The organism is Salinarimonas sp. (assembly GCF_040111675.1).
In the GTDB taxonomy this organism is placed as follows: domain Bacteria; phylum Pseudomonadota; class Alphaproteobacteria; order Rhizobiales; family Beijerinckiaceae; genus Salinarimonas.
Genome location: NZ_CP157794.1, coordinates 613379 through 634084 on the forward strand (window position 1 = coordinate 613379; position 20706 = coordinate 634084).

Annotated in this window: 22 protein-coding genes; 14 read left to right on the top strand and 8 right to left on the bottom strand. The window is 72.1% G+C overall.

Going from position 1 to position 20706, the window contains the following annotated elements:
• The gene (locus ABL310_RS02755; RefSeq protein ID WP_349370191.1) at nt 1-1944 is read left to right on the top strand and encodes a DNA polymerase III subunit gamma/tau; all 1944 of its coding nucleotides are present in this window, start codon (nt 1-3) and stop codon (nt 1942-1944) included.
• Here ABL310_RS02755 and ABL310_RS02760 read toward each other — a convergent pair whose 3' ends face one another.
• On the bottom strand, nt 1945-2460 hold the full coding sequence (locus tag ABL310_RS02760) for an ATP-binding protein (RefSeq protein WP_349370192.1): 516 nt from the start codon (nt 2458-2460) through the stop codon (nt 1945-1947). It lies immediately after the preceding gene.
• Nucleotides 2461-2474: 14 nt separating this feature from the next.
• On the bottom strand, nt 2475-3698 hold the full coding sequence (locus tag ABL310_RS02765) for a lytic murein transglycosylase (protein ID WP_349370193.1): 1224 nt from the start codon (nt 3696-3698) through the stop codon (nt 2475-2477).
• 128 nt (nt 3699-3826) lie between these two features.
• Between ABL310_RS02765 and ABL310_RS02770 the strand changes: the two genes are divergently transcribed.
• Nucleotides 3827-4036 carry a hypothetical protein gene (locus ABL310_RS02770; protein ID WP_349372148.1) on the top strand — a complete coding sequence of 70 codons (210 nt, stop codon included), beginning with the start codon at nt 3827-3829 and terminating at the stop codon, nt 4034-4036.
• A complete protein-coding gene (locus tag ABL310_RS02775; protein ID WP_349370194.1) occupies nt 4033-4608 on the top strand; it encodes a hypothetical protein in 576 nt (191 codons plus the stop codon). Before ABL310_RS02770 ends, ABL310_RS02775 begins: the two co-directional genes overlap by 4 nt.
• 20 nt (nt 4609-4628) lie before the next feature.
• On the opposite strand, the gene ABL310_RS02780 is transcribed toward ABL310_RS02775, so the two are convergent.
• Together ABL310_RS02780 and ABL310_RS02785 are read right to left on the bottom strand one after the other, a co-directional pair.
• Nucleotides 4629-5378, bottom strand: coding sequence for a YebC/PmpR family DNA-binding transcriptional regulator (locus tag ABL310_RS02780; RefSeq protein WP_349370195.1), 750 nt, complete (start codon nt 5376-5378; stop codon nt 4629-4631).
• A 181-nt stretch (nt 5379-5559) separates the two neighbouring features.
• Nucleotides 5560-7695: a transglycosylase SLT domain-containing protein gene (locus ABL310_RS02785; protein WP_349370196.1), complete on the bottom strand. Its 2136-nt coding sequence runs from the start codon at nt 7693-7695 to the stop codon at nt 5560-5562.
• A 93-nt stretch (nt 7696-7788) separates the two neighbouring features.
• Here ABL310_RS02785 and dapA point away from each other — a divergent pair, with 93 nt between their 5' ends.
• On the top strand, nt 7789-8691 hold the full coding sequence (gene dapA, locus ABL310_RS02790; protein ID WP_349370197.1) for a 4-hydroxy-tetrahydrodipicolinate synthase: 903 nt from the start codon (nt 7789-7791) through the stop codon (nt 8689-8691).
• Between the two features lie 7 nt (nt 8692-8698).
• Complete coding sequence (gene smpB / locus ABL310_RS02795) at nt 8699-9175, top strand: SsrA-binding protein SmpB (protein WP_349370198.1); 477 nt, start codon at nt 8699-8701, stop codon at nt 9173-9175.
• Here smpB and ABL310_RS02800 read toward each other — a convergent pair.
• Nucleotides 9159-10109 carry a LysR family transcriptional regulator gene (locus ABL310_RS02800; RefSeq protein ID WP_349370199.1) on the bottom strand — a complete coding sequence of 317 codons (951 nt, stop codon included), beginning with the start codon at nt 10107-10109 and terminating at the stop codon, nt 9159-9161. The genes smpB and ABL310_RS02800 overlap by 17 nt on opposite strands.
• 107 nt (nt 10110-10216) lie before the next feature.
• Between ABL310_RS02800 and ABL310_RS02805 the strand changes: the two genes are divergently transcribed.
• From ABL310_RS02805 to ABL310_RS02825, 5 genes are all read left to right on the top strand, one after another.
• Nucleotides 10217-11233, top strand: a complete 1017-nt coding sequence (locus tag ABL310_RS02805; protein ID WP_349370200.1) for a D-cysteine desulfhydrase — start codon at nt 10217-10219, stop codon at nt 11231-11233.
• A gap of 38 nt (nt 11234-11271) precedes the next feature.
• Entirely contained in the window at nt 11272-12189 is a 918-nt protein-coding gene (locus ABL310_RS02810) for an amino acid ABC transporter substrate-binding protein (protein WP_349370201.1), read from the top strand.
• Between the two features lie 91 nt (nt 12190-12280).
• The gene (locus ABL310_RS02815) at nt 12281-13000 is read left to right on the top strand and encodes an amino acid ABC transporter permease (RefSeq protein ID WP_349370202.1); all 720 of its coding nucleotides are present in this window, start codon (nt 12281-12283) and stop codon (nt 12998-13000) included.
• Between the two features lie 3 nt (nt 13001-13003).
• The gene (locus ABL310_RS02820; RefSeq protein ID WP_349370203.1) at nt 13004-13657 is read left to right on the top strand and encodes an amino acid ABC transporter permease; all 654 of its coding nucleotides are present in this window, start codon (nt 13004-13006) and stop codon (nt 13655-13657) included.
• Nucleotides 13654-14385, top strand: coding sequence for an amino acid ABC transporter ATP-binding protein (locus ABL310_RS02825; RefSeq protein ID WP_349370204.1), 732 nt, complete (start codon nt 13654-13656; stop codon nt 14383-14385). Before ABL310_RS02820 ends, ABL310_RS02825 begins: the two co-directional genes overlap by 4 nt.
• Before the next feature lie 114 nt (nt 14386-14499).
• Here the strand turns inward: ABL310_RS02825 and ABL310_RS02830 are convergent, their stop codons facing one another.
• The 3 genes from ABL310_RS02830 to ABL310_RS02840 form a co-directional block, all read right to left on the bottom strand.
• Nucleotides 14500-15186 carry an NYN domain-containing protein gene (locus ABL310_RS02830; protein WP_349370205.1) on the bottom strand — a complete coding sequence of 229 codons (687 nt, stop codon included), beginning with the start codon at nt 15184-15186 and terminating at the stop codon, nt 14500-14502.
• 172 nt (nt 15187-15358) lie between these two features.
• A complete protein-coding gene (gene pyrE, locus ABL310_RS02835; protein WP_349370206.1) occupies nt 15359-15958 on the bottom strand; it encodes an orotate phosphoribosyltransferase in 600 nt (199 codons plus the stop codon).
• A 66-nt stretch (nt 15959-16024) separates the two neighbouring features.
• Nucleotides 16025-16768: a pyridoxine 5'-phosphate synthase gene (locus tag ABL310_RS02840; protein WP_349370207.1), complete on the bottom strand. Its 744-nt coding sequence runs from the start codon at nt 16766-16768 to the stop codon at nt 16025-16027.
• Between the two features lie 284 nt (nt 16769-17052).
• Between ABL310_RS02840 and ABL310_RS02845 the strand changes: the two genes are divergently transcribed.
• The 4 genes from ABL310_RS02845 (at nt 17053) to ABL310_RS02860 (ending at nt 20663) form a co-directional block, all read left to right on the top strand.
• Nucleotides 17053-17931 carry a bacteriorhodopsin gene (locus ABL310_RS02845; protein ID WP_349370208.1) on the top strand — a complete coding sequence of 293 codons (879 nt, stop codon included), beginning with the start codon at nt 17053-17055 and terminating at the stop codon, nt 17929-17931.
• 19 nt (nt 17932-17950) lie between these two features.
• Nucleotides 17951-19159, top strand: coding sequence for a lycopene cyclase family protein (locus ABL310_RS02850; protein ID WP_349370209.1), 1209 nt, complete (start codon nt 17951-17953; stop codon nt 19157-19159).
• Complete coding sequence (locus tag ABL310_RS02855) at nt 19159-20085, top strand: Brp/Blh family beta-carotene 15,15'-dioxygenase (protein ID WP_349370210.1); 927 nt, start codon at nt 19159-19161, stop codon at nt 20083-20085. Before ABL310_RS02850 ends, ABL310_RS02855 begins: the two co-directional genes overlap by 1 nt.
• 89 nt (nt 20086-20174) lie before the next feature.
• On the top strand, nt 20175-20663 hold the full coding sequence (locus ABL310_RS02860) for a GNAT family N-acetyltransferase (RefSeq protein ID WP_349370211.1): 489 nt from the start codon (nt 20175-20177) through the stop codon (nt 20661-20663).
• The last annotated feature ends 43 nt before the right edge of the window (nt 20664-20706 follow it).

A 20706-nucleotide genomic window follows, 5' to 3' on the forward strand; every position in this document is an offset into this window, starting at 1 on the left:
ATGACCGACGACACGCAGACCGAGACGCTTCCCCCCGCGGCCGACGAGCCGGCCTTTCCCGGCCTCGAGCCCGCGCCGACGGTGAACGCGTCCGCCGCGCCCGCGCCCTACCGCGTCCTCGCCCGCAAGTACCGTCCGCGCTCCTTCGACGACCTGATCGGCCAGGAAGCGATGGTGCGCACGCTCTCGAACGCCTTCGCCACCGGGCGCATCCCCCAGGCCTGGATGCTCACCGGCGTGCGCGGCGTCGGCAAGACGACGACGGCGCGCATTTTGGCGCGTGGCCTCAACTACGAGCCCGAGGACGGCGGGGGCGGCCCGACCATCGACCTGAAGGCGATGGGCCGCCATTGCGAGGCGATCGTCGAGGGCCGGCACATCGACGTGCTGGAGATCGACGCGGCCTCCAACAACGGCGTCGAGAACATCCGCCAGATCTCGGACGCGGTGCGCTATTCGCCGGTGTCGGCCCGCTACAAGGTCTACATCGTCGACGAGGTGCACATGCTCTCGAACGCGGCCTTCAACGCGTTCCTGAAGACGCTGGAGGAGCCGCCGCCGCACGCGAAGTTCGTCTTCGCCACGACCGAGATCCACAAGGTCCCCGTCACCATCCTCTCGCGCTGCCAGCGCTTCGACCTCAAGCGCGTGCCGGGCGACACCCTGGTCGCGCATCTCGGCAAGATCTGCGGGCTCGAGGGCGTGGAGGCGCAGCCCGAGGCGCTCACCGCCATCGCGCGCGCGGCGGAGGGCTCGGTGCGCGATTCGCTCTCGCTGCTCGACCAGGCCATCGCGCACGGGGCGGGGGTGGTCACGGCCGAGACGGTGCGGGACATGCTGGGCCTCGCCGACCGCGCCAAGATCATCGACCTGTTCGAGGCGGTGATGAAGGGCGACGTCGCCTCCGCCTTCGCGCAGCTGCGCGACCAGTACGACAACGGCGCCGATCCGGCCATGGTGCTCCAGGAGCTCGCCGGGTTCACGCACCTGACGACGCGCATGAAGCTCGTCCCCCAGGCCGACCAGGACCCGACGCTCTCGCAGGAGGAGCGCACCCGCGCCGCGGATTTCGCGGGGCGGCTGTCGGTGCGCGTGCTGTCGCGGGCCTGGCAGATCCTGCTCAAGGCGATCCCGGAAGTCTCGCAGGCGCCCCGGCCCATGCCGGCGGCCGAGATGGCGCTCGTGCGCCTCGCCTACGCCGCCGATCTGCCGACGCCGGACGAGGCCCTGCGCATGCTGAAGGACGGCTCGGGCGCGATCGCCGCCGGCGGCGGCGCGCCGGCGCCCTCCTCGGGCGGCAGCGCGAGCGGCGCGGGACCGAGCGCCATGCGCGACGCGCCGCCGCCGGCGCGCGAGGCCGCCATCGGCGGCGGCGGCGGGCGCGCGCCGCTGCCCGCGGCGAAGGCGCTCCTCTCCGCCGTCCCCTCGCAGCCACGGCCCGAGCCGAGCGCCGCGCCCGCCCCGCGCCCGGCCGCGGCGGCGCAGGCAGCCCCCGCAATCCGGCTCGCGCGGTTCGAGGACCTCGTCGCCTTCGTCGGCGAGCGTCGCGACATCGGCCTCAAGCGCGCCCTCGAATGCGACGTGCGCCTCGTCCACTACGAGGACGGCCGGCTCGAGTTCGCTCTCGCCGACAGCGGCCGGCGCGACCTGCCCAACGAGATCTCCCGCAAGCTCGCCGAGCTCACGGGCAAGCGCTGGATGGTCGCGCTCTCCCGCGAGGAGGGCGCCCCGCCGCTCGCCGAGGTCGCGGCCGAGGCCGCCCGCGAACGCAAGCGCGACGCGGCGAACCACCCCCTCGTCCAGAGCATCCTCTCGCGCTTCCCCGGCGCCCAGATCGTCGACGTGCGCGAGCGCGCCCCGGCGGAGGACGCGCCCGTGGCGGACGGCATCTCGGAGGCGGCGGAGCCGATGGCGCCCCCGCCGGAGGACGACGACGAGCTCTGATCAGCGCGCGGCGCGCTCGGCGGCGATCAGCGCCGCGAGATCGGCCTCGCTCGCGATCCGCAGCACCGGCTCGTCCGGCCCCGGCGGCTCGAAGCGCGCCACGTGATCGTCGAAGACCGCGTCCGTGATCGCCATGCGCGCGCGGGTCTCGTCGTTGCGTCGGCGCCGGGCCTGGATCGTCTCGATCGGCGTCTCGACATGGATGAGCACGAAGCGTGCGTCGTGCGCCTCGGCGACGCGCCGGGCGCGGTCACGCAGAAAGCGCATGGCGAACGTATCGTCGACGAGGGCGGAGCGTCCGGCGGCGAGGGCGCGCGCGAGCCGATCCATGGCGAGGTGGCTCGTGCGCTCCCATTCCGAATCGTCGATCACGCCGCCCCCATCGAAGCCGCGCTCGTCGTTGATCGCGTCGAGCGAGATGAGGGCGAGGTCGAGCGCCGCGGCGAGCCGGCGCGCGACGGTCGACTTGCCGGAAAAGGCGAGGCCGCACATGGCGTAGGCGGTGGGGCGGGGCATGCGCGAGCCGCCCCTCAGCCCCCGCGCAGCGCGTTCAGGAACAGGAGCCCCGCGCGCCCCGTCGGCTCCTGGCCGATCCGGCTCTGGACCTCCTTGATCGCCGCACGGGTCTTCGAGCCGATGATGCCGTCGACGTCGCCGATGTCGTAGCCCATGGCGAGGAGGCGCCGCTGCACCTCCCGGCGCTCCTCGCGCGAGAGCGGCGGGTCGTTCGTCGGCCACGGCGTCTGGATGCCGGGGCGGCCGGCGAGGCGATCCGAGAGCAGCGCGATGGCGAGCGCGTAGCTCTCCGCCTGGTTGTAGGAATAGATCGCGTCGAAGTTTCGGAAGACGATCCAGGCCGGCCCGTTCACGCCCGCCGGCGCGAGCAGCGCCGCCTGGCCGGGCCCCGTCAGCGGCGAGCCGTCGACCTTGCGCACGCCCCACGACGCGAAGTCGGACAGCGCGCGACGCTTGGTGCGCCCGGTGCGGCTCTCCGGGAAGCCCGCCGGCAGGCGCACCTCGTAGCCCCAGGGCTCGCCGGCGCGCCAGTTCGAGCGCGCGAGGTAGTTCGCGGTCGAGCCGAGCGCGTCCACCGTCGAGCCGACGATGTCGCGCCGGCCGTCGCCGTCGAAGTCGACCGCGATGCGCTGGTAGGTCGAGGGGATGAACTGCGTCTGCCCGAAGGCGCCGGCCCAGGAGCCGACGAGCTGCTCCTGCGGGATCTCGCCGCGCTCCAGGATCTTCAGCGTGGCCATCAGCTCGCCGCGGAAGAAGCTCTGCCGGCGGCCGTGACAGGAGAGGGTGGTGAGCGACTGGATCAGCGGCCGCTTGCCCATGTTGCGGCCGTAGTTCGACTCGACGCCCCAGATCGCGGCGATCACGTGCGGGTCGACGCCCCAGCGCTGCTGGGCGACGGCGAGCGCGTTCGGATAGCGCGCCATGGCGCGCCGTCCGTCGGCGACGCGCTCCTCGTCGACGAGCCCGGCGATGTAGTCCCAGATCGCGGTGCGGAACTCGGGCTGGAAGTTCAGGAGCTCGAGCAGGCTCATGTCCGGCTCGACGCCCGCCGTGGCGCGGTCGAAGGTCGCGCCGGACACGCCCTCGCGGGCGGCGGCGCTGCGCAACTCGGCGAGGCAGGAGCGGAAATCGGTATGCGCCGCGGCGTCCGGCGCGGGCAGGGTCGCGCTCGCCGCGGCGGCGAGGGCGAGGATCGGGAGCGCGCGCAGCGCGCGGGTGAGTGCGATTCGCTTGGTCATGGCCCCGGCATGCTCGACGTCTATGGTAAATACATGGAAAACGCCGCGCCGTCAGCCCGCCAGGAACTCGCGGGCCGAACCCGCGCCGTCGCGCCGCGTTCGCCTCCCCGACAGCGAAGGAGGCTTCCATGCCCGACGACCGCACGAGAGAGCAGGCGCGCCGCGCCGCCGCCGACGCCATCGCGGAGGACGTGACGAAGGACGTCGACGACGCCGAGCGCCCGCGCCTGACCCCGCAGAACCGCGCCGATCCCGCCGCGAACGGCGAGGACGCCACCGATCCGGCCGGCCGCGGCGGCAAGCAGGGCCAGCCCGACAAGGCGGAGGGCGAGCGATGACCAGGCCGGATCCGAAGGATAGTCCCGATCCGAAGGAGATGAAGGAGGCGCTCGAGCGCCCGTCCCGCGCGGACGGCGACGAAATGCGCTTCGGCGCACGTCCCGAGGAGGCCGCGCCGCCGGGCTCCGCCGACGCCGCGGTGAAGCGCGCCGCCGCCGGCTGGGCGGGGCGCCGCGAGGATCCGACGAGAACCAGGGAGGACGCCATGGCCGACGAACGCGACGACAAGCTCTCCCCGAAGGTCCCGACCGAGCGGCCCGACCCCGCGGCCGCGTCCCGCGAGCCGGGCGCGGACGCGGTCGACCGCCCGGGATTCGACCTCGGAGGGGCGAAGCAGGTGCACGACGAGACCACCGGCGACGAGACCTCGACGGCGGGCACCGGCAACCAGCCCATGCCGAAGGTGACCCCCGGCGGCCCGCTCGACACGCCGGGCTCCGGCGCGACGGCGACGGGCCGCGCCGGCGGCCTCGGCGGGCCCGGCCAGGCCATGCCGGAAGGCCGCGAGGGCGACACGCGCGAGCCGCCGCCGGAAGAAGCGGGCGAGCGCTTCCGCCGACGCGAGGATTGATTCCGCTGCGGGCGCGGGCCTCAGGCCGCGCTGAGCCGCTCCATCAGCGCCTCGGAGAGCTCGAAATTGGCGTAGACGTTCTGGACGTCGTCGTGGTCCTCGAGCGTCTCCATCAGCTTCATCAGCTTCTCGCCCGCCTCGTCGTCGACGACGACGGCGTTCTGCGGCTTCCAGATCAGCGCCGACTTGCTGGCCTCCCCGAAGCGCTCCTCGAGCGCCTTCGTGACCTCGCCGAGCGCCGTGTCGGCGCAATAGACCTCGTGGCCGCTCTCGGAGGAGACGACGTCGTCGGCGCCCGCCTCGATGGCGGCCTCCAGCATCGCGTCCGCGTCCGCGACGTCCGGCCCGTACTCGACGACCCCGACGCGGTCGAACATGAAGGCGACGGCGCCGGTCTCGGCGAGGTTGCCGCCGGCCTTGGTGAAGGTCGAGCGGATGTCGGAGGCGGTGCGATTGCGGTTGTCGGTCATCGCCTCGATGATGATCGCGGCGCCGCCGGGGCCGTAGCCCTCGTAGCGGATCTCCTCGTAGTTCTCCGCGTCGCCGCCCTGAGACTTCTTGATCGCGCGCTCGATGTTGTCCTTGGGCATGGACTGCGCCTTGGCGGCGAGCACCGCCGCGCGCAGGCGCGGGTTCATCGCCGGGTCGGGCATGCCCATCTTGGCCGCGACCGTGATCTCACGGGCGAGCTTGGAGAAGAGCTTGGAGCGCTGCGCGTCGACGCGCCCCTTGCGGTGCATGATGTTCTTGAACTGGCTGTGTCCGGCCATGGGGGTATCCGTGCTCGCGCCGCGGCGCCCGCGTGGAGGGCGGCGATGGTGGGTGATCTCGCGTATCGCTGAAGGCTGGATATAGGCGGGGGAGGGCGGGTTTGCCAAGCCGGGCGCAGGCGGGCGACGCTCGCCCGTGCGGAGCGGTCGTCGTCGGGTTGCGCGACGCCCCGCTCGGTTTCTACCTCCGAGCTCCCCGCGCGAGATCCTCCCGCACGCCCAGCGGCCGATCCTCGTGGAGCAGCCGGCGGTAGACCTGGAAGTTCTCCATCACGCGCTGCACGTAGTTGCGCGTCTCGGGGAAGGAGATCATCTCCACCCAGTCGATCGGGTCGACGGCGCCGCCGCGGGGGTCGCCGAAGCGGTCGAGCCAGCGCTGCACCGCGCCGCCGCCGGCATTGTAGGCGGCGAAGGTGAGGACGTAGGAGCCGCCCCAATCCTCGATCAGCTCGGCCAGATGGGCCGAGCCCAAGGTCGCGTTGTAGGCGGGGTCGGAGAGGAGCCGCTCCGGCGCGTAGGCGAGGCCGAAGCGGCGCGCGGTGGCCCGCGCGGTCGCGGGCATCAGCTGCATCAGGCCCCGCGCGCCGGCATGGCTCACCGCGCGCGGGTGGAAGGCGCTCTCCTGGCGGGCGATGGCGTAGACGAGGGCGGGGTCGACCGCCTCCGTCGCCGGCTCGAAGGGCGGGATGCCGAGCGTCGGGTAGGCGTAGAGATCGAGCGGCAGGCCGCGATAGACGGCCGCCTTGCCGAGCGCGAGGAGCCCGCGCGGGTCCTCGCGCTCCACGGCCGCCTCGCCGAGCGCCGCGATGAGGCCCGCGTCCTCAAGGCTCGCGCCGAGCGCCGCGTAGAGCGGGATCGCCCGCTCCCCGAGCCCCGCCTCGTGCAGGAGCGCGAGGGCGCGCGCCGCCGGCAGCTCCGCGAGGGCCGTGCGCGCGGCCTCCATGTCGACGTCGGGCGCGCGGATGGGAAGCGTGGTCTCGCCCAGCGCCTCCAGCGCCAGCTGGCCATAGTAGGCGATCGGGTGCGCGGCCGCCGTGCCGTAGTGCTCGCGCGCCGTCTCCTCCTCGCCCTGCGCCTCGGCCGCGCGCCCGCGCCAATAGGCGACGCGCGAGACCGAGATCGGCAGCGTCGCCTCCTCGGCCGCGCGCGCGAAGTGCCCGGCGGCGACGCCTGGCGCCTCGAGGAAGCGCAGCGCGATCCAGCCGGCGGTCCATTCCGCCTCGATGATCTCGGCCGGCGATTGCGCGGCGTGGTTCGCGGCGATGGCGTAGGCGCGCGCGACGTCGCCCGCCTCCAGCGTCGAGCGCGCGACGATCCGGCGCTCGTTCCACCAGGCGTCGCCGTCGATGACGAGGTCGATCTCCTTCGGCGCGCCGGAGAGGAGCCGCGCGGCCTCGTCGTAGCGCTGCTCGTGGCGCAGCAGCTTGAGGCGCGAGAACAGGACCGACGGCTCCGCCTGCAGCCGGGCGGGCAGCGCGTCGAGCTTCTTCTCCGCGTCGCGGGCGCGCGCGACGACGGCGCGGCGCGTCTCGATCAGGCTCGCCAGATCGCTTCGATGTTGCGTCGGGAAGGCCGCGAGCATGCGCTCGGCGCCGCGCCAATCCTCGCGGAAGAGCATGCGCTCGAAGCGCACCCGATGATCGACCGGCTCGAGCACGCCGTCGAACTCGCGCTCGAGGGCGGCCTCCTCGGCGAGCGAGAGGCGCATGTCCCGCCAGGTCTCGCGGGCGAGCGCCCGCGCGTCGCTCTCGGCGCCGTCGGCGCGGAAGGCGCGGGCGAGCGCGATGGCGCCCTCGCCGGTCGTCGGCCGCGCGCGGGCGAAGAAGCCGATCACGGTGGCGGGCGAGACGTCCTCGTTGAACAACGCCTCTTCCGCCCGGCGGCGGGCGACGCGGGTCTCGGGCCAGCCCGAATTGTCGCCGAGGAAGGCCGCCAGGCGGGAGAAGTCCCGCACGGCGCCGGCGCGGATCGCGAGCCATTCCCCGGCGACCCGGGCCGCGGGATCGCCGTCGACGAGCGTCTCCCACGCGGCGGCGAGGGTGTCGCCCTCCGTCAGGCGGCCGTCGTCGTAGGCGTTCAGCATCTCGGTGAGCGCGAGACGCCGCGCCGCGTCCCGGGCGTCCGGCTCGGGAGCGGGCTCCGGCGCGGCCGCGGTCGTCTCCTCCGTCTGGGCGCCGTCCGCATCCGCCGGGGCCGGCGCAGGCGTCGCCTCGGCGGTCTCGATCCGCTCGGGATGAGGCGGCGGCAGCGGCGCCGCCGCGCCGGCCGGGGATGCGCAGACGAGAAGCGCCGCGAGGCACGTCGCGACGCCCGTCATGCGTTTGCGCGCGGCCGACGCTCGCGCTATGAACGGCGCCTCACGCGCTCCATCGCCGCGCGCGCCGACACCCGACCGCTTCGGAGCCTGTTCATGCCCGCTCATGCCGTCCTCTCCCGCTTGCGCGGCTCCATTCCCGCCATGGTCACGCCGTTCGAAGGCGACGCCGTGGACGAGGCCGCCCTGCGCGCGCATGTCGACTGGCTGATCGAGAACGGCTCGACCGGCCTCGTCCCCGTGGGCACCACCGGCGAGAGCCCGACGCTCTCCCACGACGAGCACAAGCGCGTCGTCGAGATCACGGTCGCCGAGGCGAAGGGCCGCGTGCCCGTGATCGCCGGGGCGGGCTCGAACTCCACCGCCGAGGCGCTCGACTTCGCGCGCCACGCCGAGCGCGCCGGCGCCGACGCGCTGCTCGTGGTCACGCCCTATTACAACAAGCCGACGCAAGAGGGCCTCTACCAGCATTTCAAGGCGATCGACGCAGCGGTGGGAATCCCGATTCTCATCTACAACATCCCCGGCCGCTCGGTGATCGACATGTCCGTCGAGACGATGGCGCGTCTCTACGAGCTCCCCAACATCGCGGGCGTCAAGGACGCGACCGCGAACATGGTGCGGGTGAGCCAGCAACGCGCCGCCATGGGGCCAGATTTCCTACAGCTTTCTGGCGAAGATTCGACGGCGCTGGGTTTCAATGCGCATGGCGGGCACGGCTGCATCTCGGTGACGGCGAACGTGGCGCCGCGCCTGTGCGCCGACTTCCAGGCCGCCAGCCTGTCGGGCGACGCCGCCACCGCCTTGAAGCTGCACGACCGCCTGATGCCCCTGCACCACGCCCTGTTCGTCGAAACCAACCCGACGCCGGCGAAGTTCGCCCTGTCGGTGCTCGGCCGCATGTCCGACGCCGTGCGCCTGCCGCTGGTGACGGCCTCCGAGCCGTGCAAGCAGCAGGTGCGCGCGGCGATGCGGGCGGCCGGGCTGATCAATTCCTGAGAGCCTGATGGCCAAGCAGAAGAACGCGCATTCGCACCGCGTCGTCGCCGACAATCGCAAGGCGCGGTTCAATTACGAGATCACGGACACCTACGAGGCCGGCATCGCGCTCACCGGCACGGAGGTGAAGTCCCTGCGCTCGGGCAAGGCGACGATCGGGGAGAGCTACGCCGGCCCGGCGGGCGAGGAGCTCGTCCTCTACAACGCCTACATACCCGAATACCTGCAGGCGAACCGCTTCAATCACGAGCCGCGCCGGCCGCGCAAGCTGCTGCTCCACCGCCGCGAGATCGACAAGCTGCTCGGCGCCACCCAGCGCGAGGGCTACACGGTCATCCCGCTGCGGATCTACTTCAACGATCGCGGCCGCGCCAAGGTCGAGCTCGGGCTCGGCCGGGGCAAGAAGCTCCACGACAAGCGCGAGACGGAGAAGAAGCGCGACTGGCAGCGCGAGAAGTCGCGGCTCCTCAAGGAGAAGGGCTGACGGATCCTGGCGCTGCGGAGCGCACGAGCGACGCCGCAGCGGCATCCTGCGAGCCGACGATTTCCGGCCACGCGGCGGCGACCGCGGGCGGGGCGGCGCCGCGGGCGCGGGCCGCGACCAGGCGCATCTCCACGACCGGCAGCGAGCCGCCGAGATCGACGAGGGCGCCGCGCGCGAGATCGTCCATGGCCAGCGAGCGCGGCACCCAGGCGACGCCGATGCCGGAGCGGGCGCATTGCAGAGCCGCGAGCGTGAGCGCCGTCTCCAGGCGGGTGCGCAACGCCCCGGCATGCCCGAGCCGCGGCAGGATCAGCCGGCGCTGCACGGCTCCGAGGAAGACGTCCTTCGGATAGCCGACGACCGGCAGCTCGCCGCGCCCGTAAGCCTCGTTCAGCGCGTCCACCGTGCCGGCTGCGAAGACGGGGGTCAGCGTCTCGACGCCGATATCGGCGAGCGTCAGGAAATCCGCCCCCGCGATCGGCGCGCCGCCCTCGACGTCGTAGAACAGGGCGACGTCCGCATGGCGCGTCATCAGATGGGCCAGGCACTCGTCGCGATTGGCCGAGCGCAGGCGGATGTCGAGATCGAGGCCGGAGAGCCGCTCGATCAGCGCCGGCGCGGTCGAGGTGGTGATGGCGTGCTGGCAGGCGATGACGAGCCGGTTGCGGCGGGTGCGGTCGCGCTCGCGCAAGCGCGCCGAGAGCTCGCGCAGGCCGGCGGCGAGGTCGCGCATGCGCTCGACCTCCTCCAGCGCATGCGGCAGGACGCGCGCCGGCTTCGAGGAGCGGTCGAACAGCGCGACCCCGAGGCTCTCCTCGATGGCGCGCAGGCGGCGCGAGAAGGCGGGCTGCGTCAGGCGGCGCCGCTCGGCCGCCGCCTGGAACGAGCCGGTCTCCGCGACCGCCAGGATGTCCTCCAGCCATTCGAGCCGCATGAGCCCCGCCCAACTTGCCGATCGCGCATCTTTCCCGCCCGATTTCGCATTTGATCGCCCCGACGATCAAGGCGCATTGTTCCGCTTCGGAAAGGTTTTGCTTCACCATGCATCTCGCACGCTTCCCCCGGATCCGGCTCGCCCATCTCCCGACCCCGCTCGAGCCGATGGAGCGGCTCTCGGCGGCGCTCGGCGGCCCCGACATCTGGATCAAGCGCGACGACTGCACCGGTCTCGCGACCGGCGGCAACAAGACCCGCAAGCTCGAGTTCCTGATGGCCGAGGCGCGCGACCGGGGCGCCGACATCGTCGTCACCCAGGGCGCGACGCAGTCGAACCACGCGCGCCAGACGGCGGCCTCCGCGGCGCGGCTCGGTCTTGACTGCCACATCCTGCTCGAGGACCGCACCGGCTTCCGCACGGCGGATTACAACGAGAACGGCAACGTCCTGCTCGACCGGCTGCACGGGGCGACCATCGAGCGCCGCCCCGGCGGCCTCGACATGAACGCCGAGCTCCAGGTCGTCGCGGCGCGGCTCGCGGCCGAGGGGCGCCGGCCCTACGCGATCCCCGGCGGCGGCTCGAACCCGACCGGCGCGCTCGGCTACGTCGACGCGGCGCAGGAGCTGATGGCCCAGGCCGACGCGATGGGGCTCGTGATCGACCACCTCGTCCACGCCACCGGCAGCGCCGGCACGCAGGCGGGGCTGGTCGTCGGGCTGAAGGGCGTCAACGCCAAGGTGCCGCTGCTCGGCATCGGCGTGCGCGCGCCGCGGGACAAGCAGGAGGAGACCGTCTTCCGGCTCGCCTGCGCCACGGCCGAGAAGCTCGGCCTGCCGGGCCTCGTCGCGCGCGAGGACGTCGTCGCCAACACCGACTACGTCGGCGGCGGCTACGGCGTGCCCACGCCCGGCATGGTCGAGGCGGTGGAGATGTTCGCGCGGCTCGAGGGCGTGCTGCTCGACCCGGTCTATTCCGGCAAGGGCGCGGCGGGCCTGATCGACCTCGTCCGCAAGGGCTTCTTCGCCAGGGGCGAGACGGTCGTCTTCCTGCACACCGGAGGCGCGGCGGGCCTGTTCGGCTACGTCGGCGCCTTCGACGCGCCGCAGGAAAAAGCGGCGTGACCCGCTTCATGTCAGCGACAAACAGAGGGGAACAAGACATGAGACGCGTTTTCCGACAGTTCGCCCGCGTCGCCGCGGGCGCCGGCGCCCTCGCGGCGGCCTTCGGGCTCGCCGCGACGGCGCAGGCCCAGGCCCAGGACCTCTACGGCACGCTCGCCAAGATCGACGAGGCGAACGAGATCGTCATCGGCCATCGCGAGACCTCGATCCCGTTCTCGTGGATCGATTCCGCCGGCGGCCCGCCGCAGGGCTACTCCGTCGACCTGTGCCTGCGCATCGCCGACGCCGTGAAGGAGGAGCTCGGCAAGCCGGACCTGAACGTGCGCTTCGTTCCCGTGACGCCGCAGACGCGCATCCCGCTCCTCGCCAATGGCACGATCGACATCGAGTGCGGCTCGACCACCAACAAGCTCAGCCGCCAGGAGCAGGTCGCCTACCTGCCCGTCACCTTCATCACCGGCACCAAGCTCCTCGTGAAGACGGACGCCGGGGTGGAGACGCTGGCGGACCTCGAGGGCAAGCGGATCGCGCTGGCGCAGGGCACCACCAACGAGCGCGTGATCAAGGAGATGATCGAGGGCCAGATGCTCGACGTCGAGGTCCTCAACGTGAAGGATCACGCCGAAGGCTTCCTCGCGCTCGAGACCGACCGCGTCGACGCCTACTCGACGGACCACATCCTGCTCTACGGCCTGATCACCCGCGCCCGGGACCCCGAGAACTACGCGGTCGTCGGCGACTTCCTCTCCTACGATCCCTACGCGATCATGGTGCGCCGCGACGACAGCGCCTTCCAGCTGCTCGGCACCCGCGTGCTCGCGGACCTGTTCCGCTCGGGCGAGATCAACGACATCTACGCCAAGTGGTTCATGCCCTTCCCGACCAGCGAAGCGGTCTCGGAGCCGCCGACGCCGCTCTTGCAGGCGGCCTGGACGCTGAACGCGCTGCCCGAGTGACGGCCTCCCGCGTGCCGCGTCCCGCGGCGCTCCCGCGCATCCCCGAGCCCGGCGCCGCGCGCGCCGGGCTCGCCCGCCATCGGGCCTGTCCATGAACTACAATTGGAACTGGGGCATCCTGTTCGAGGAGCCCTATCTCGACTGGCTGATCTCCGGCGTCGGCTGGACCATGGCCGTCTCCGTCGCGGCCTGGGTCATCGCCTTCTCCCTCGGCTCGGTCGTCGGCGTGATGCGCACCCTGCCGAACCGTGTCGCCCGCGGCATCGGCACCGCCTATGTCGAGCTGTTCCGCAACGTGCCGCTCCTGGTCCAGCTCTTCCTGTGGTACTTCGTCCTGCCAGAGCTCCTGCCGGAGGACTGGGGTCGCTGGGTCAAGCGCGACCTGCCGCTGCCGGAATACACCACCGCCGTCGTGGGCTTGGGCTTCTACACCGCCTCGCGGGTCGCCGAGCAGGTGCGCTCCGGGATCGAGTCGATCCCCCGCGGCCAGGCGATGGCCGGCTACGCCAGCGGGCTCACCACCGCGCAGGTGTACCGCTACGTCCTGCTGCCCGTCGGCTACCGGCTGATCGTGCCGCCGCTCACCTCCGAGTTCCTGACGATCTTCAAGAACTCCTCCCTCGCGCTCACGATCGGCGTGCTCGAGCTCACCGCCCAGAGCCGCCAGATCACCGAGTACACCTTCCAGGGCTTCGAGGCCTTCACGGCGGCGACGGTCATCTACGTCGTCATCACGCTCACCGTCACGGCGGGGATGAGCCTCGTCGAGCGCCGCGCGCACATGCCCGGCTTCATCGCCGGAGGACGCTGAGCCATGGCCTTCGACGTCGACGTCATCGTCTCCTCCCTGCCCTTCCTGGCGCAGGGGCTCGGCCTCTCGCTGCTGCTCACGGTGCTCGCCGCGCTCGGCGGCATCGTGCTCGCGGTGATCCTGGCGCTAATGCGGCTCTCGGGCTTTCGCGCGCTGCGCCTCGTCTCGGCGGGCTACGTCAACTTCTTCCGCTCGATGCCGCTGATCCTGGTGATCTTCTGGTTCTTCTTCCTGGTGCCCCTGATCATCGGCAGGCCGGTGGGCGGCTTCTACTCGGCGTTGATCGCCTTCACGCTGTTCGAGGCGGCCTACTATTCCGAGATCGTGCGCGCCGGCATCCAGTCGGTGTCGCGCGGCCAGGTCTGGGCGAGCTACGCCACCGGGCTCACCTACGCGCAGACGATGCGCTACGTCGTGCTGCCCCAGGCCTTCCGCAATATGACGCCGGTCCTGCTCACGCAGGCGATCATCCTGTTCCAGGACACGAGCCTCGTCTTCGTCGTCTCGCTGCGCGACTTCATGACGGCGACAACGATCGTCGCGCGCAACGAGGGACGGCTCATCGAGATGTACCTGTTCGCCGCGGCCGTCTACTTCGTGATCTGCTTCTCCGGCTCGCTCTACGTCCGGCGGCTCCAGAGGAAATACGCGACATGATCGAGATCCGCGAGCTGGACAAGTGGTTCGGCGACTTCCACGTCCTCAAGTCCTGCACGACGCGGGTCGATCACGGCCAGGTGGTGGTCGTCTGCGGCCCTTCCGGATCGGGCAAGTCGACGCTGATCAAGTGCGTGAACGGCCTCGAGCCCTTCCAGGGCGGCGACGTCGTCGTCGACGGGATCTCGGTAGGCGACCGGCGCACGGACCTGCCGAAGCTGCGCGCGCGCATCGGCATGGTCTTCCAGAACTTCGAGCTCTACCCGCACATGAGCGTGACGCGGAACATCTGCCTCGCGCAGGAGAAGGTGCTCGGCCGCAGCCGCGAGGAGGCGGAGGCGAAGGCCGAGGCGCTGCTTGCGCGGGTCGGGCTCGCCGACCAGGCGCGCAAGTTTCCCGGCCAGCTCTCCGGCGGGCAGCAGCAGCGCGTCGCCATCGCCCGCGCGCTCGCCATGGACCCGATCGCCATGCTCTTCGACGAGCCGACGTCGGCCCTCGACCCCGAGATGATCAACGAGGTGCTCGAGGTGATGGTGGAGCTCGCCCAGGAGGGCATGACGATGATGGTCGTCACCCACGAGATGGGCTTCGCCCGCAAGGTGGCGAACCGCGTCGTCTTCATGGACGACGGCGAGATCGTCGAGGACGCGCCGACGGAGGAGTTCTTCGGTTCGCCGCGCAGCGATCGCGCGCAGCTCTTCCTGTCGAAGATCCTCCACCACGTTTGAGGCGGTCCGGCCGGCCGAGGCGGGAGTGCGGACACGAGAAAGGGGCGCCGCCTTCCGGCGACGCCCCTCGCGAGCCCCCTGCGCCCGTCCCGTGCGACTCTCTCCGCCGCCGTCTCAGTCCTCGAAATCCTCGTCCTCGTCCGGCGCGTTCTGCGGGCCGCCGAAGCCGCCCTGGCCCTGGCGGATGCCGTAGCGGCGCTCCAGGCCGGGATTGCCGCCGGGGCCGCCCTGCTGAAAGCGGGAGGGGCGATCGGAATAGTCGCGCGGCGGCCGGTCGGCCGGGTCGCGGCCGATCTTGGGCAGAAGGCTCGCGATGTCGATGAACTCGTCCGCCTGCCGGCGCAGCTCGTCGGCGACCATGGGCGGCTGGGTCGAGATGGTGGAGACCACCGAGACCCGCACGCCGCGGCGCTGCAGCGCCTCGACCAGCGAGCGAAAATCGCCGTCGCCGGAGAACAGCACGATGTGGTCCACGTGGGCCGCGAGCTCGAGCGCGTCGATGCACAGCTCGATGTCCATGTTGCCCTTGACCTTGCGGCGGCCGGTGGAGTCGACGAATTCCTTAGTCGGCTTCGTGACGACGCGGTAGCCGTTGTAGTCGAGCCAGTCGATCAGCGGCCGGATGGACGAATACTCTTGGTCCTCGACCAGCGCCGTGTAGTAGAACGCCCGGAGCAAATATCCGCGCGACTGGAACTCCTTCAGGAGCCGCTTGTAGTCGATGTCGAAACCCAGCGTCTTCGTCGTGGCGTAGAGGTTCGCACCATCGATGAATATCGCAATACGTTCCTGGTCTCTCATGATGGCAATCACTCCGATCGAGGTCGCTGCGCCGGGCCCGCTTCGGCGGTTCACGCGACGGCAATCCCGTATAATGTCACGTGCCCGCCCATAAGGGCGAAGTTTGTACACGTTCGTGCACGAATAAGACGCGTCTCTCCAACTTATGTCAAGGCGCGCGCCGAGCTCGACGTCACGATTTCAGCCCACGGCTGCCCGGCTTCACCGCCGGTTGCGCCGCCAGCTCCGGCGGCAGAGCATCCGCCGGATAGGCGGGAATGTCGAGCGTCGCCAGCGCGACCAGCGGCACGCCGAGATCGGCGCGCCCGCCGGAGCGGTCGATCAGGCAGGCCGCGCCGAGGATCTCGCCCGGATGCTCGGCCAGAGCCGCGAGGCACTCGCGCGAGGAGAGCCCCGTCGTGACGATGTCCTCCACCATCACCACCCGCGCGCCGGGCGCGATCTCGAAGCCGCGGCGCAGCGCGAAGACGCCGTTCTCGCGCTCGACGAAGATCGCCCTGGCGCCGAGATGGCGCGCCGTCTCGTAGCCCGGCACGATCCCGCCGACGGCGGGCGAGACCACGACGTCGACCGCGCCGAAGCGCGCCGCGATCGCCTGCGCCAGCGCGCGGCAGAGCTTCTCGGTGCGCGGCGGCTCCTGGAAGATGCGCATCTTCTGCAGGAAGACCGGCGAGTGGAGGCCCGAGGAGAGGACGAAATGCCCCTCGAGCAGCGCGCCCGCGTCGCGGAACTCGGCGAGGACCTCGTCGGGGGTGAGCGGGGCGGCTGTCATCGGCGGGGTCCTCGGGGTCGCGTCGCCGCGCTTGTGACATTTCGGCGACGCCCTCGCAAGCGCCTCTCACGCCTCGCCGCGCAGGGCCGCCGCGTAGGCCGCGACCGCTCCCTCGAAGCCCATCACCAGCGCGTCGGCGGTGAGCTCGTGGCCGATCGAGGCCTCCGCGAGGTGCGGGATGGCGGCGACGAGCGGGGGGATGTTCTCGAGGTTGAGGTCGTGCCCGGCATTGACGACGAGCCCGCGCTCGCGCGCCGCGAGCGCCGCCTTGGCGGCGGCGTCGAGGAGGGGCGCGTGGGCGCGCGCCTTCCAGGCCTCGGCGTAGGAGCCGGTATAGATCTCGATGCCGTGCGCGCCCGCCTCGGCGACGCGCGGCACGACCTCCGGATCGGGGTCGACGAACAGGATCACCCGCGTCTCGACACCCTTCAGCCCCTCGAGCGCGTGGGCCACGAGGTCGCGCTGGGCGGCGTCGAGGTCGAAGCCCTTGTCGGAGGTGAAGACGTCGGGGGCGTCCGGCACGAAGGTCACCTGCTCGGGGCGGATCTCGCGCACGATGGCGAGGAAGCGCTCGTCCGGATATCCTTCGAGATTGAGCTCGAAGGCCGGGCGCAGGCCCTCCATGGCGGCGGCGATCGCGGGCACGTCGGCGCGGCGCACGTGCCGCTCGTCCGGGCGCGGATGCAGCGTGATCCCCTCCGCGCCGGCGCGCCTGGCCAGCGGCACGAAGCTCACGGGATCGGGCACGCCCGTCTTCCGCGAGTTCCGCAGGAGGGCGATCTTGTTGAGGTTGACGCTGAGCCTCGCCATTCGTGTTCTCCGCACGCGCCCGCGCGAACGGGCGTCGAAAGGAGGGCGACGATAGCTCGCGCGCGACGAATGTCGAGAGCGAGGAGCCCGCCGCGGCGCGACCGCGGGTCGCGGCCTTCTTTCCTGCGATCTCCCCGCCCGGGCGCAACCGACGCCGATCCTCGTTCGTTGAGGCCCGGAAATCCGAGCGCGGCCGCTGCGCGCCGTGGGCCTCGCGTCCGCGGCCGTGAGAGCGCGCGCCGAAGGCGAGCACGAGCCGACCCGGAGGTCCACCTGGAGGTCCCATGCCCAACTTCGAAAATTACCTCGAATACGGTTACTGGCATTTCGACGTCATCCGCCACATCTTCGCGCTCACGGTCGCGGCGTTCCTGGCGGGTCTCGTCTATTTCGCCCTGACGATGAAGGACGTGGCGCCCCGCTATCGGCTCTCGAACGTCATCTCGGCGGTCGTCATGGTCTCGGCCGCGCTGGAGATATTCCAGCTCTGGCTCTTGTGGAACCGCAGCTTCGACTACGACGCCACGGCGGGTCTCTGGACCCGGAACGAGGGGATGATCTTCTCCAACGGCTATCGCTACGCCAACTGGTCGATCGACGTGCCGATGCTGCTCACCCAGCTCCTCGTCGTGCTCGGCTTCACCGGCCGCGCATTCTGGGACAATTGGGGCAAGTTCACCACCGCCGGCCTGCTGATGATCTGGACCGGCTATGTCGGCCAGTATTACGAGCCGGCCGTCGCGGGCTTCTCCGACACGCAGGCGGTCGCGCCCTTCTGGATCTGGGGCGGCGTCTCGACGCTGTTCTACCTCTACATCCTCTATCTGGTGTACTCCGTCACGCACAATCCGCCGGACCGGCTCTCGCCGCAGGTCGCCACCGAGATGAACCGCATCTGGCTGCTGCTCCTGTGCGCCTGGACGCTCTATCCGCTCGCCTATCTCGTTCCCGCGGTGTGGGTGTCGGACGAGGCCGTGGTCGTGCGCCAGGTCCTGTTCACGACGGCGGACATCACCTCGAAGCTCGTCTTCGGCATCATGCTCTCGCGCGCCGCGCGCCACCGCTCCATCGAGGAGGGCTACGGTCCCTCGCTCGCGGTCCAGGGAGAGATTTATCCGGATCGGATCGAGCGCCCGCACCGTGCGCACGAGCCGGCCGAGTGACGCCGGGAGCGATCCGCTCATGGTCTCTTTCTCGCGCCCCGACGCCGACCTGATCGTTCTCGGCGGGGGCTGCGCCGGCCTGAGCCTGGCGCAGCGCCTCGCCGAGGCGGGTTCCTCCGCCCCGCGCGTCTGCGTCCTGGAGGCGCGCGGGTCCTATCGCGACGACCGCACCTGGTGCTTCTGGCGCACGCGCCCGCACCGCCACGACGGCATCGTCGCCCACGCCTGGCCGCGGGTGCGCGTCGCCACCGCCGACGGGCGCGGGAGCGTCGCGCAGACGCCGGGCGCGCCCTACCAGATGATCCGCGGCGCCGATTTCTACGCCGCCGCGCAGGAGGCCATCGCGGCCGCGCCGCGATCCGAGCTCGCGCTCGGCGCGGAGGTCGGCGCGGTGGCGCGCCGGCCGGACGGGCTTTGGCGCGTCGAGACGGCGGAGGGCGCGCTGACCGCCCGGGCCGTCGTCGACACGCGCCCCGACCGTCGCCCCGCGCCGGGCGGCGCGCGGCTCTGGCAGAGCTTCCACGGCCGGGAGATCCGGGTGGAGGCGCCTGTCTTCGACACCTCCACCGTCGAGCTGATGCGCTTCTCGCGCCCGCGGCCGGACCGCGTCGCCTTCACCTACGTCCTGCCGCTCGCGCCCGACCGGGCGCTCGTCGAGGCCACTGCCTTCGCGGCGGACCCGCTGCCGCCGCCCGCGCTCTTCGGCGATCTCGAGCGCGCCATCGCCGAGGCGAGCGGCGGGCGCGGCGGCGCGACCCTGCGCGAGGAGCACGGGGTTCTGCCGATGAGCCTCGTCGGTCCGCCGCCGCCGGCGCCCGAGGGGCCCGGCTACGTCCGCGCCGGGCTGATGGCCGGCGGCGCGCGGCCCTCCTCGGGCTACGCCTTCCGCCGCATCCAGGCCTGGGCCGATTCCTGCGCCGCCACCGTGCTCGCGGGCGGCGCGCCGATCCCGGCCGCGCCGGACAGGCGTCTCCTCGCCTTCATGGACCGGCTCTTCGTCGAGGTGCTCGCCGCCGATCCGGCGCGGGGGCCGGACCTGTTCGCGGCGCTGTTCCGCCGCACGCCGCCGCTGCGCCTCGTGCGCTTCATGAGCGACGAGCCCTCCCTCCTCGACGCCGCCGCCATGGCCGCCGCGCTGCCGCCCATGCCCTTCCTGCGCGCCCTCGCCGGTCTCGAGCCGCGCCCCGCGCCGGATCTCGCCGAGAGCGCCTTCGGGGAGGCCGCGTGATGAAGGCCGAGCGCGCCATCGCCGCCCAGGGCCTCGCCTATTCCGCGCTCGCGCTGGCGCTCGGCTTCTCGGCGGCGAGCCTGCCGGCGCTGCCGCCGACGACGGAGATCGTGCTCGTCGCCGCGCTCGTTCTGGTGCTCGGCGTGCCGCACGGCGCCTTCGACACGCTCTACGCTCGCCGGCTGCTCGGCCTCTCGGGCTGGCGGGGCTGGAGCCTGTTCGGGCTGGTCTACTGGGCCGCCGCGGCTCTCGTCGTCGCCGCCTGGGCGCTCGCGCCGACGCTCTTCCTCGCGGGCTTCCTCCTCGCCTCGCTGGCCCATTTCTCCGGCGACCCCGAGGGCCGCGCGGCTCCCTTCACCCGCATCGCCATGGGCGGCGCGCCGATCGTGCTGCCGACGCTTCTCCACGAGGCGGAGGTGGCGCGGCTCTTCGGCCTGCTGGTCGGCGCGGAGCCCGCACGCGTCGTCGCCGACGCCCTCGCGGCGGGCGCCTGGCCCTTCGTGCTCCTGGTGGCCTTGGGCGTCGTGTGGGAGACGCATCGCGACCGCGGGCGCACCGCGCTCGAGCTCGGCGCGACGGCGACCGTCGCGATCCTGGCGCCGCCGCTCCTCGCCTTCGCCGCCTATTTCTGCCTGATGCATTCGGCCCGCCACATCCTGCGCACCGCCCGCGCCGCGCGGACCACGTCTGCCGCGGCGCTCGCGGCCATCGCGGCCGCGCCGATGCTCGGCACGCTGGCGCTCGCCGGCGCGGCCTGGCTCTTCCTCGCCGACGTCGCGCTGGACGCGCGGGTGATGCAGGTGCTGTTCGTCGGGCTCGCGGCGCTCACCGCGCCGCACATGGCCCTCGTCGAGCAGGCCCGCCTGCGCGGCTGGGCGCTCTCAGAGGAGCCGGCGGGGGAGGGGCGACCCGAGCCCGCGGAGTGATCCCGGCGCCCACCGTGTCTTTCCCGACCTAGCGGCGTCCCTCGCCGCGTGGCATCTGCGCCGCGTCGCCGATTGCCGAGGACCGGTTCATGAACAGCCCCGCGGACGCCCCCGCGCCCGTCAGCCTGCGGGACGTGACCCGCGAGAACTTCCAGACGCTCGTCATGCTGAAAGGGGTGCCGGGCGACGGCTATCCGCCCCTGTTCGAGCCGAGCGTCGCCTCCATCGCCTTCTCCATCACCCAGGCCTATGCCGAGCCCGAATGGCGGCCGCGGGCCGTGTATGCCGGGGAGGCCCCCGTCGGCTTCGGCATGTGGGGCCTGGACCGCGAGCTCGACGCGCCCTTCGTCACGCGCCTCCTCATCGACCACCGCCGCCAGCGCCTCGGCTACGGGCGGCGCGCCATGGCGCTGATGCTGGAGGAGATCGCGGCGACCGGCGCGCGCGAGGCCTATGTCAGCATCGTCGAGGGCAACGGGACGGCCGAGGCGCTCTACCGCTCGCTCGGCTTCTCGCGGACCGGGCGCACGGTCGGCTTCGGCGCGCACCAGGAACCTTTGCTGCATCTGGCCTTCTGAGCCGCGGGGCATGTTCCGCGACCTCGCGGAACCCGCAACCCTC

Excerpts from the sequence above, each read along its gene's own strand:
- ABL310_RS02755 (WP_349370191.1), top strand. The coding sequence starts at position 1 with ATGACCGACGACACGCAGACCGAGACGCTTCCCCCCGCGGCCGACGAG.
- ABL310_RS02760 (WP_349370192.1), bottom strand. The coding sequence starts at position 2,460 with ATGCCCCGCCCCACCGCCTACGCCATGTGCGGCCTCGCCTTTTCCGGC.
- ABL310_RS02765 (WP_349370193.1), bottom strand. The coding sequence starts at position 3,698 with ATGACCAAGCGAATCGCACTCACCCGCGCGCTGCGCGCGCTCCCGATC.
- ABL310_RS02770 (WP_349372148.1), top strand. The coding sequence starts at position 3,827 with ATGCCCGACGACCGCACGAGAGAGCAGGCGCGCCGCGCCGCCGCCGAC.
- ABL310_RS02775 (WP_349370194.1), top strand. The coding sequence starts at position 4,033 with ATGACCAGGCCGGATCCGAAGGATAGTCCCGATCCGAAGGAGATGAAG.
- ABL310_RS02780 (WP_349370195.1), bottom strand. The coding sequence starts at position 5,378 with ATGGCCGGACACAGCCAGTTCAAGAACATCATGCACCGCAAGGGGCGC.
- ABL310_RS02785 (WP_349370196.1), bottom strand. The coding sequence starts at position 7,695 with ATGACGGGCGTCGCGACGTGCCTCGCGGCGCTTCTCGTCTGCGCATCC.
- dapA (WP_349370197.1), top strand. The coding sequence starts at position 7,789 with ATGCCCGCTCATGCCGTCCTCTCCCGCTTGCGCGGCTCCATTCCCGCC.
- smpB (WP_349370198.1), top strand. The coding sequence starts at position 8,699 with ATGGCCAAGCAGAAGAACGCGCATTCGCACCGCGTCGTCGCCGACAAT.
- ABL310_RS02800 (WP_349370199.1), bottom strand. The coding sequence starts at position 10,109 with ATGCGGCTCGAATGGCTGGAGGACATCCTGGCGGTCGCGGAGACCGGC.
- ABL310_RS02805 (WP_349370200.1), top strand. The coding sequence starts at position 10,217 with ATGCATCTCGCACGCTTCCCCCGGATCCGGCTCGCCCATCTCCCGACC.
- ABL310_RS02810 (WP_349370201.1), top strand. The coding sequence starts at position 11,272 with ATGAGACGCGTTTTCCGACAGTTCGCCCGCGTCGCCGCGGGCGCCGGC.
- ABL310_RS02815 (WP_349370202.1), top strand. The coding sequence starts at position 12,281 with ATGAACTACAATTGGAACTGGGGCATCCTGTTCGAGGAGCCCTATCTC.
- ABL310_RS02820 (WP_349370203.1), top strand. The coding sequence starts at position 13,004 with ATGGCCTTCGACGTCGACGTCATCGTCTCCTCCCTGCCCTTCCTGGCG.
- ABL310_RS02825 (WP_349370204.1), top strand. The coding sequence starts at position 13,654 with ATGATCGAGATCCGCGAGCTGGACAAGTGGTTCGGCGACTTCCACGTC.
- ABL310_RS02830 (WP_349370205.1), bottom strand. The coding sequence starts at position 15,186 with ATGAGAGACCAGGAACGTATTGCGATATTCATCGATGGTGCGAACCTC.
- pyrE (WP_349370206.1), bottom strand. The coding sequence starts at position 15,958 with ATGACAGCCGCCCCGCTCACCCCCGACGAGGTCCTCGCCGAGTTCCGC.
- ABL310_RS02840 (WP_349370207.1), bottom strand. The coding sequence starts at position 16,768 with ATGGCGAGGCTCAGCGTCAACCTCAACAAGATCGCCCTCCTGCGGAAC.
- ABL310_RS02845 (WP_349370208.1), top strand. The coding sequence starts at position 17,053 with ATGCCCAACTTCGAAAATTACCTCGAATACGGTTACTGGCATTTCGAC.
- ABL310_RS02850 (WP_349370209.1), top strand. The coding sequence starts at position 17,951 with ATGGTCTCTTTCTCGCGCCCCGACGCCGACCTGATCGTTCTCGGCGGG.
- ABL310_RS02855 (WP_349370210.1), top strand. The coding sequence starts at position 19,159 with ATGAAGGCCGAGCGCGCCATCGCCGCCCAGGGCCTCGCCTATTCCGCG.
- ABL310_RS02860 (WP_349370211.1), top strand. The coding sequence starts at position 20,175 with ATGAACAGCCCCGCGGACGCCCCCGCGCCCGTCAGCCTGCGGGACGTG.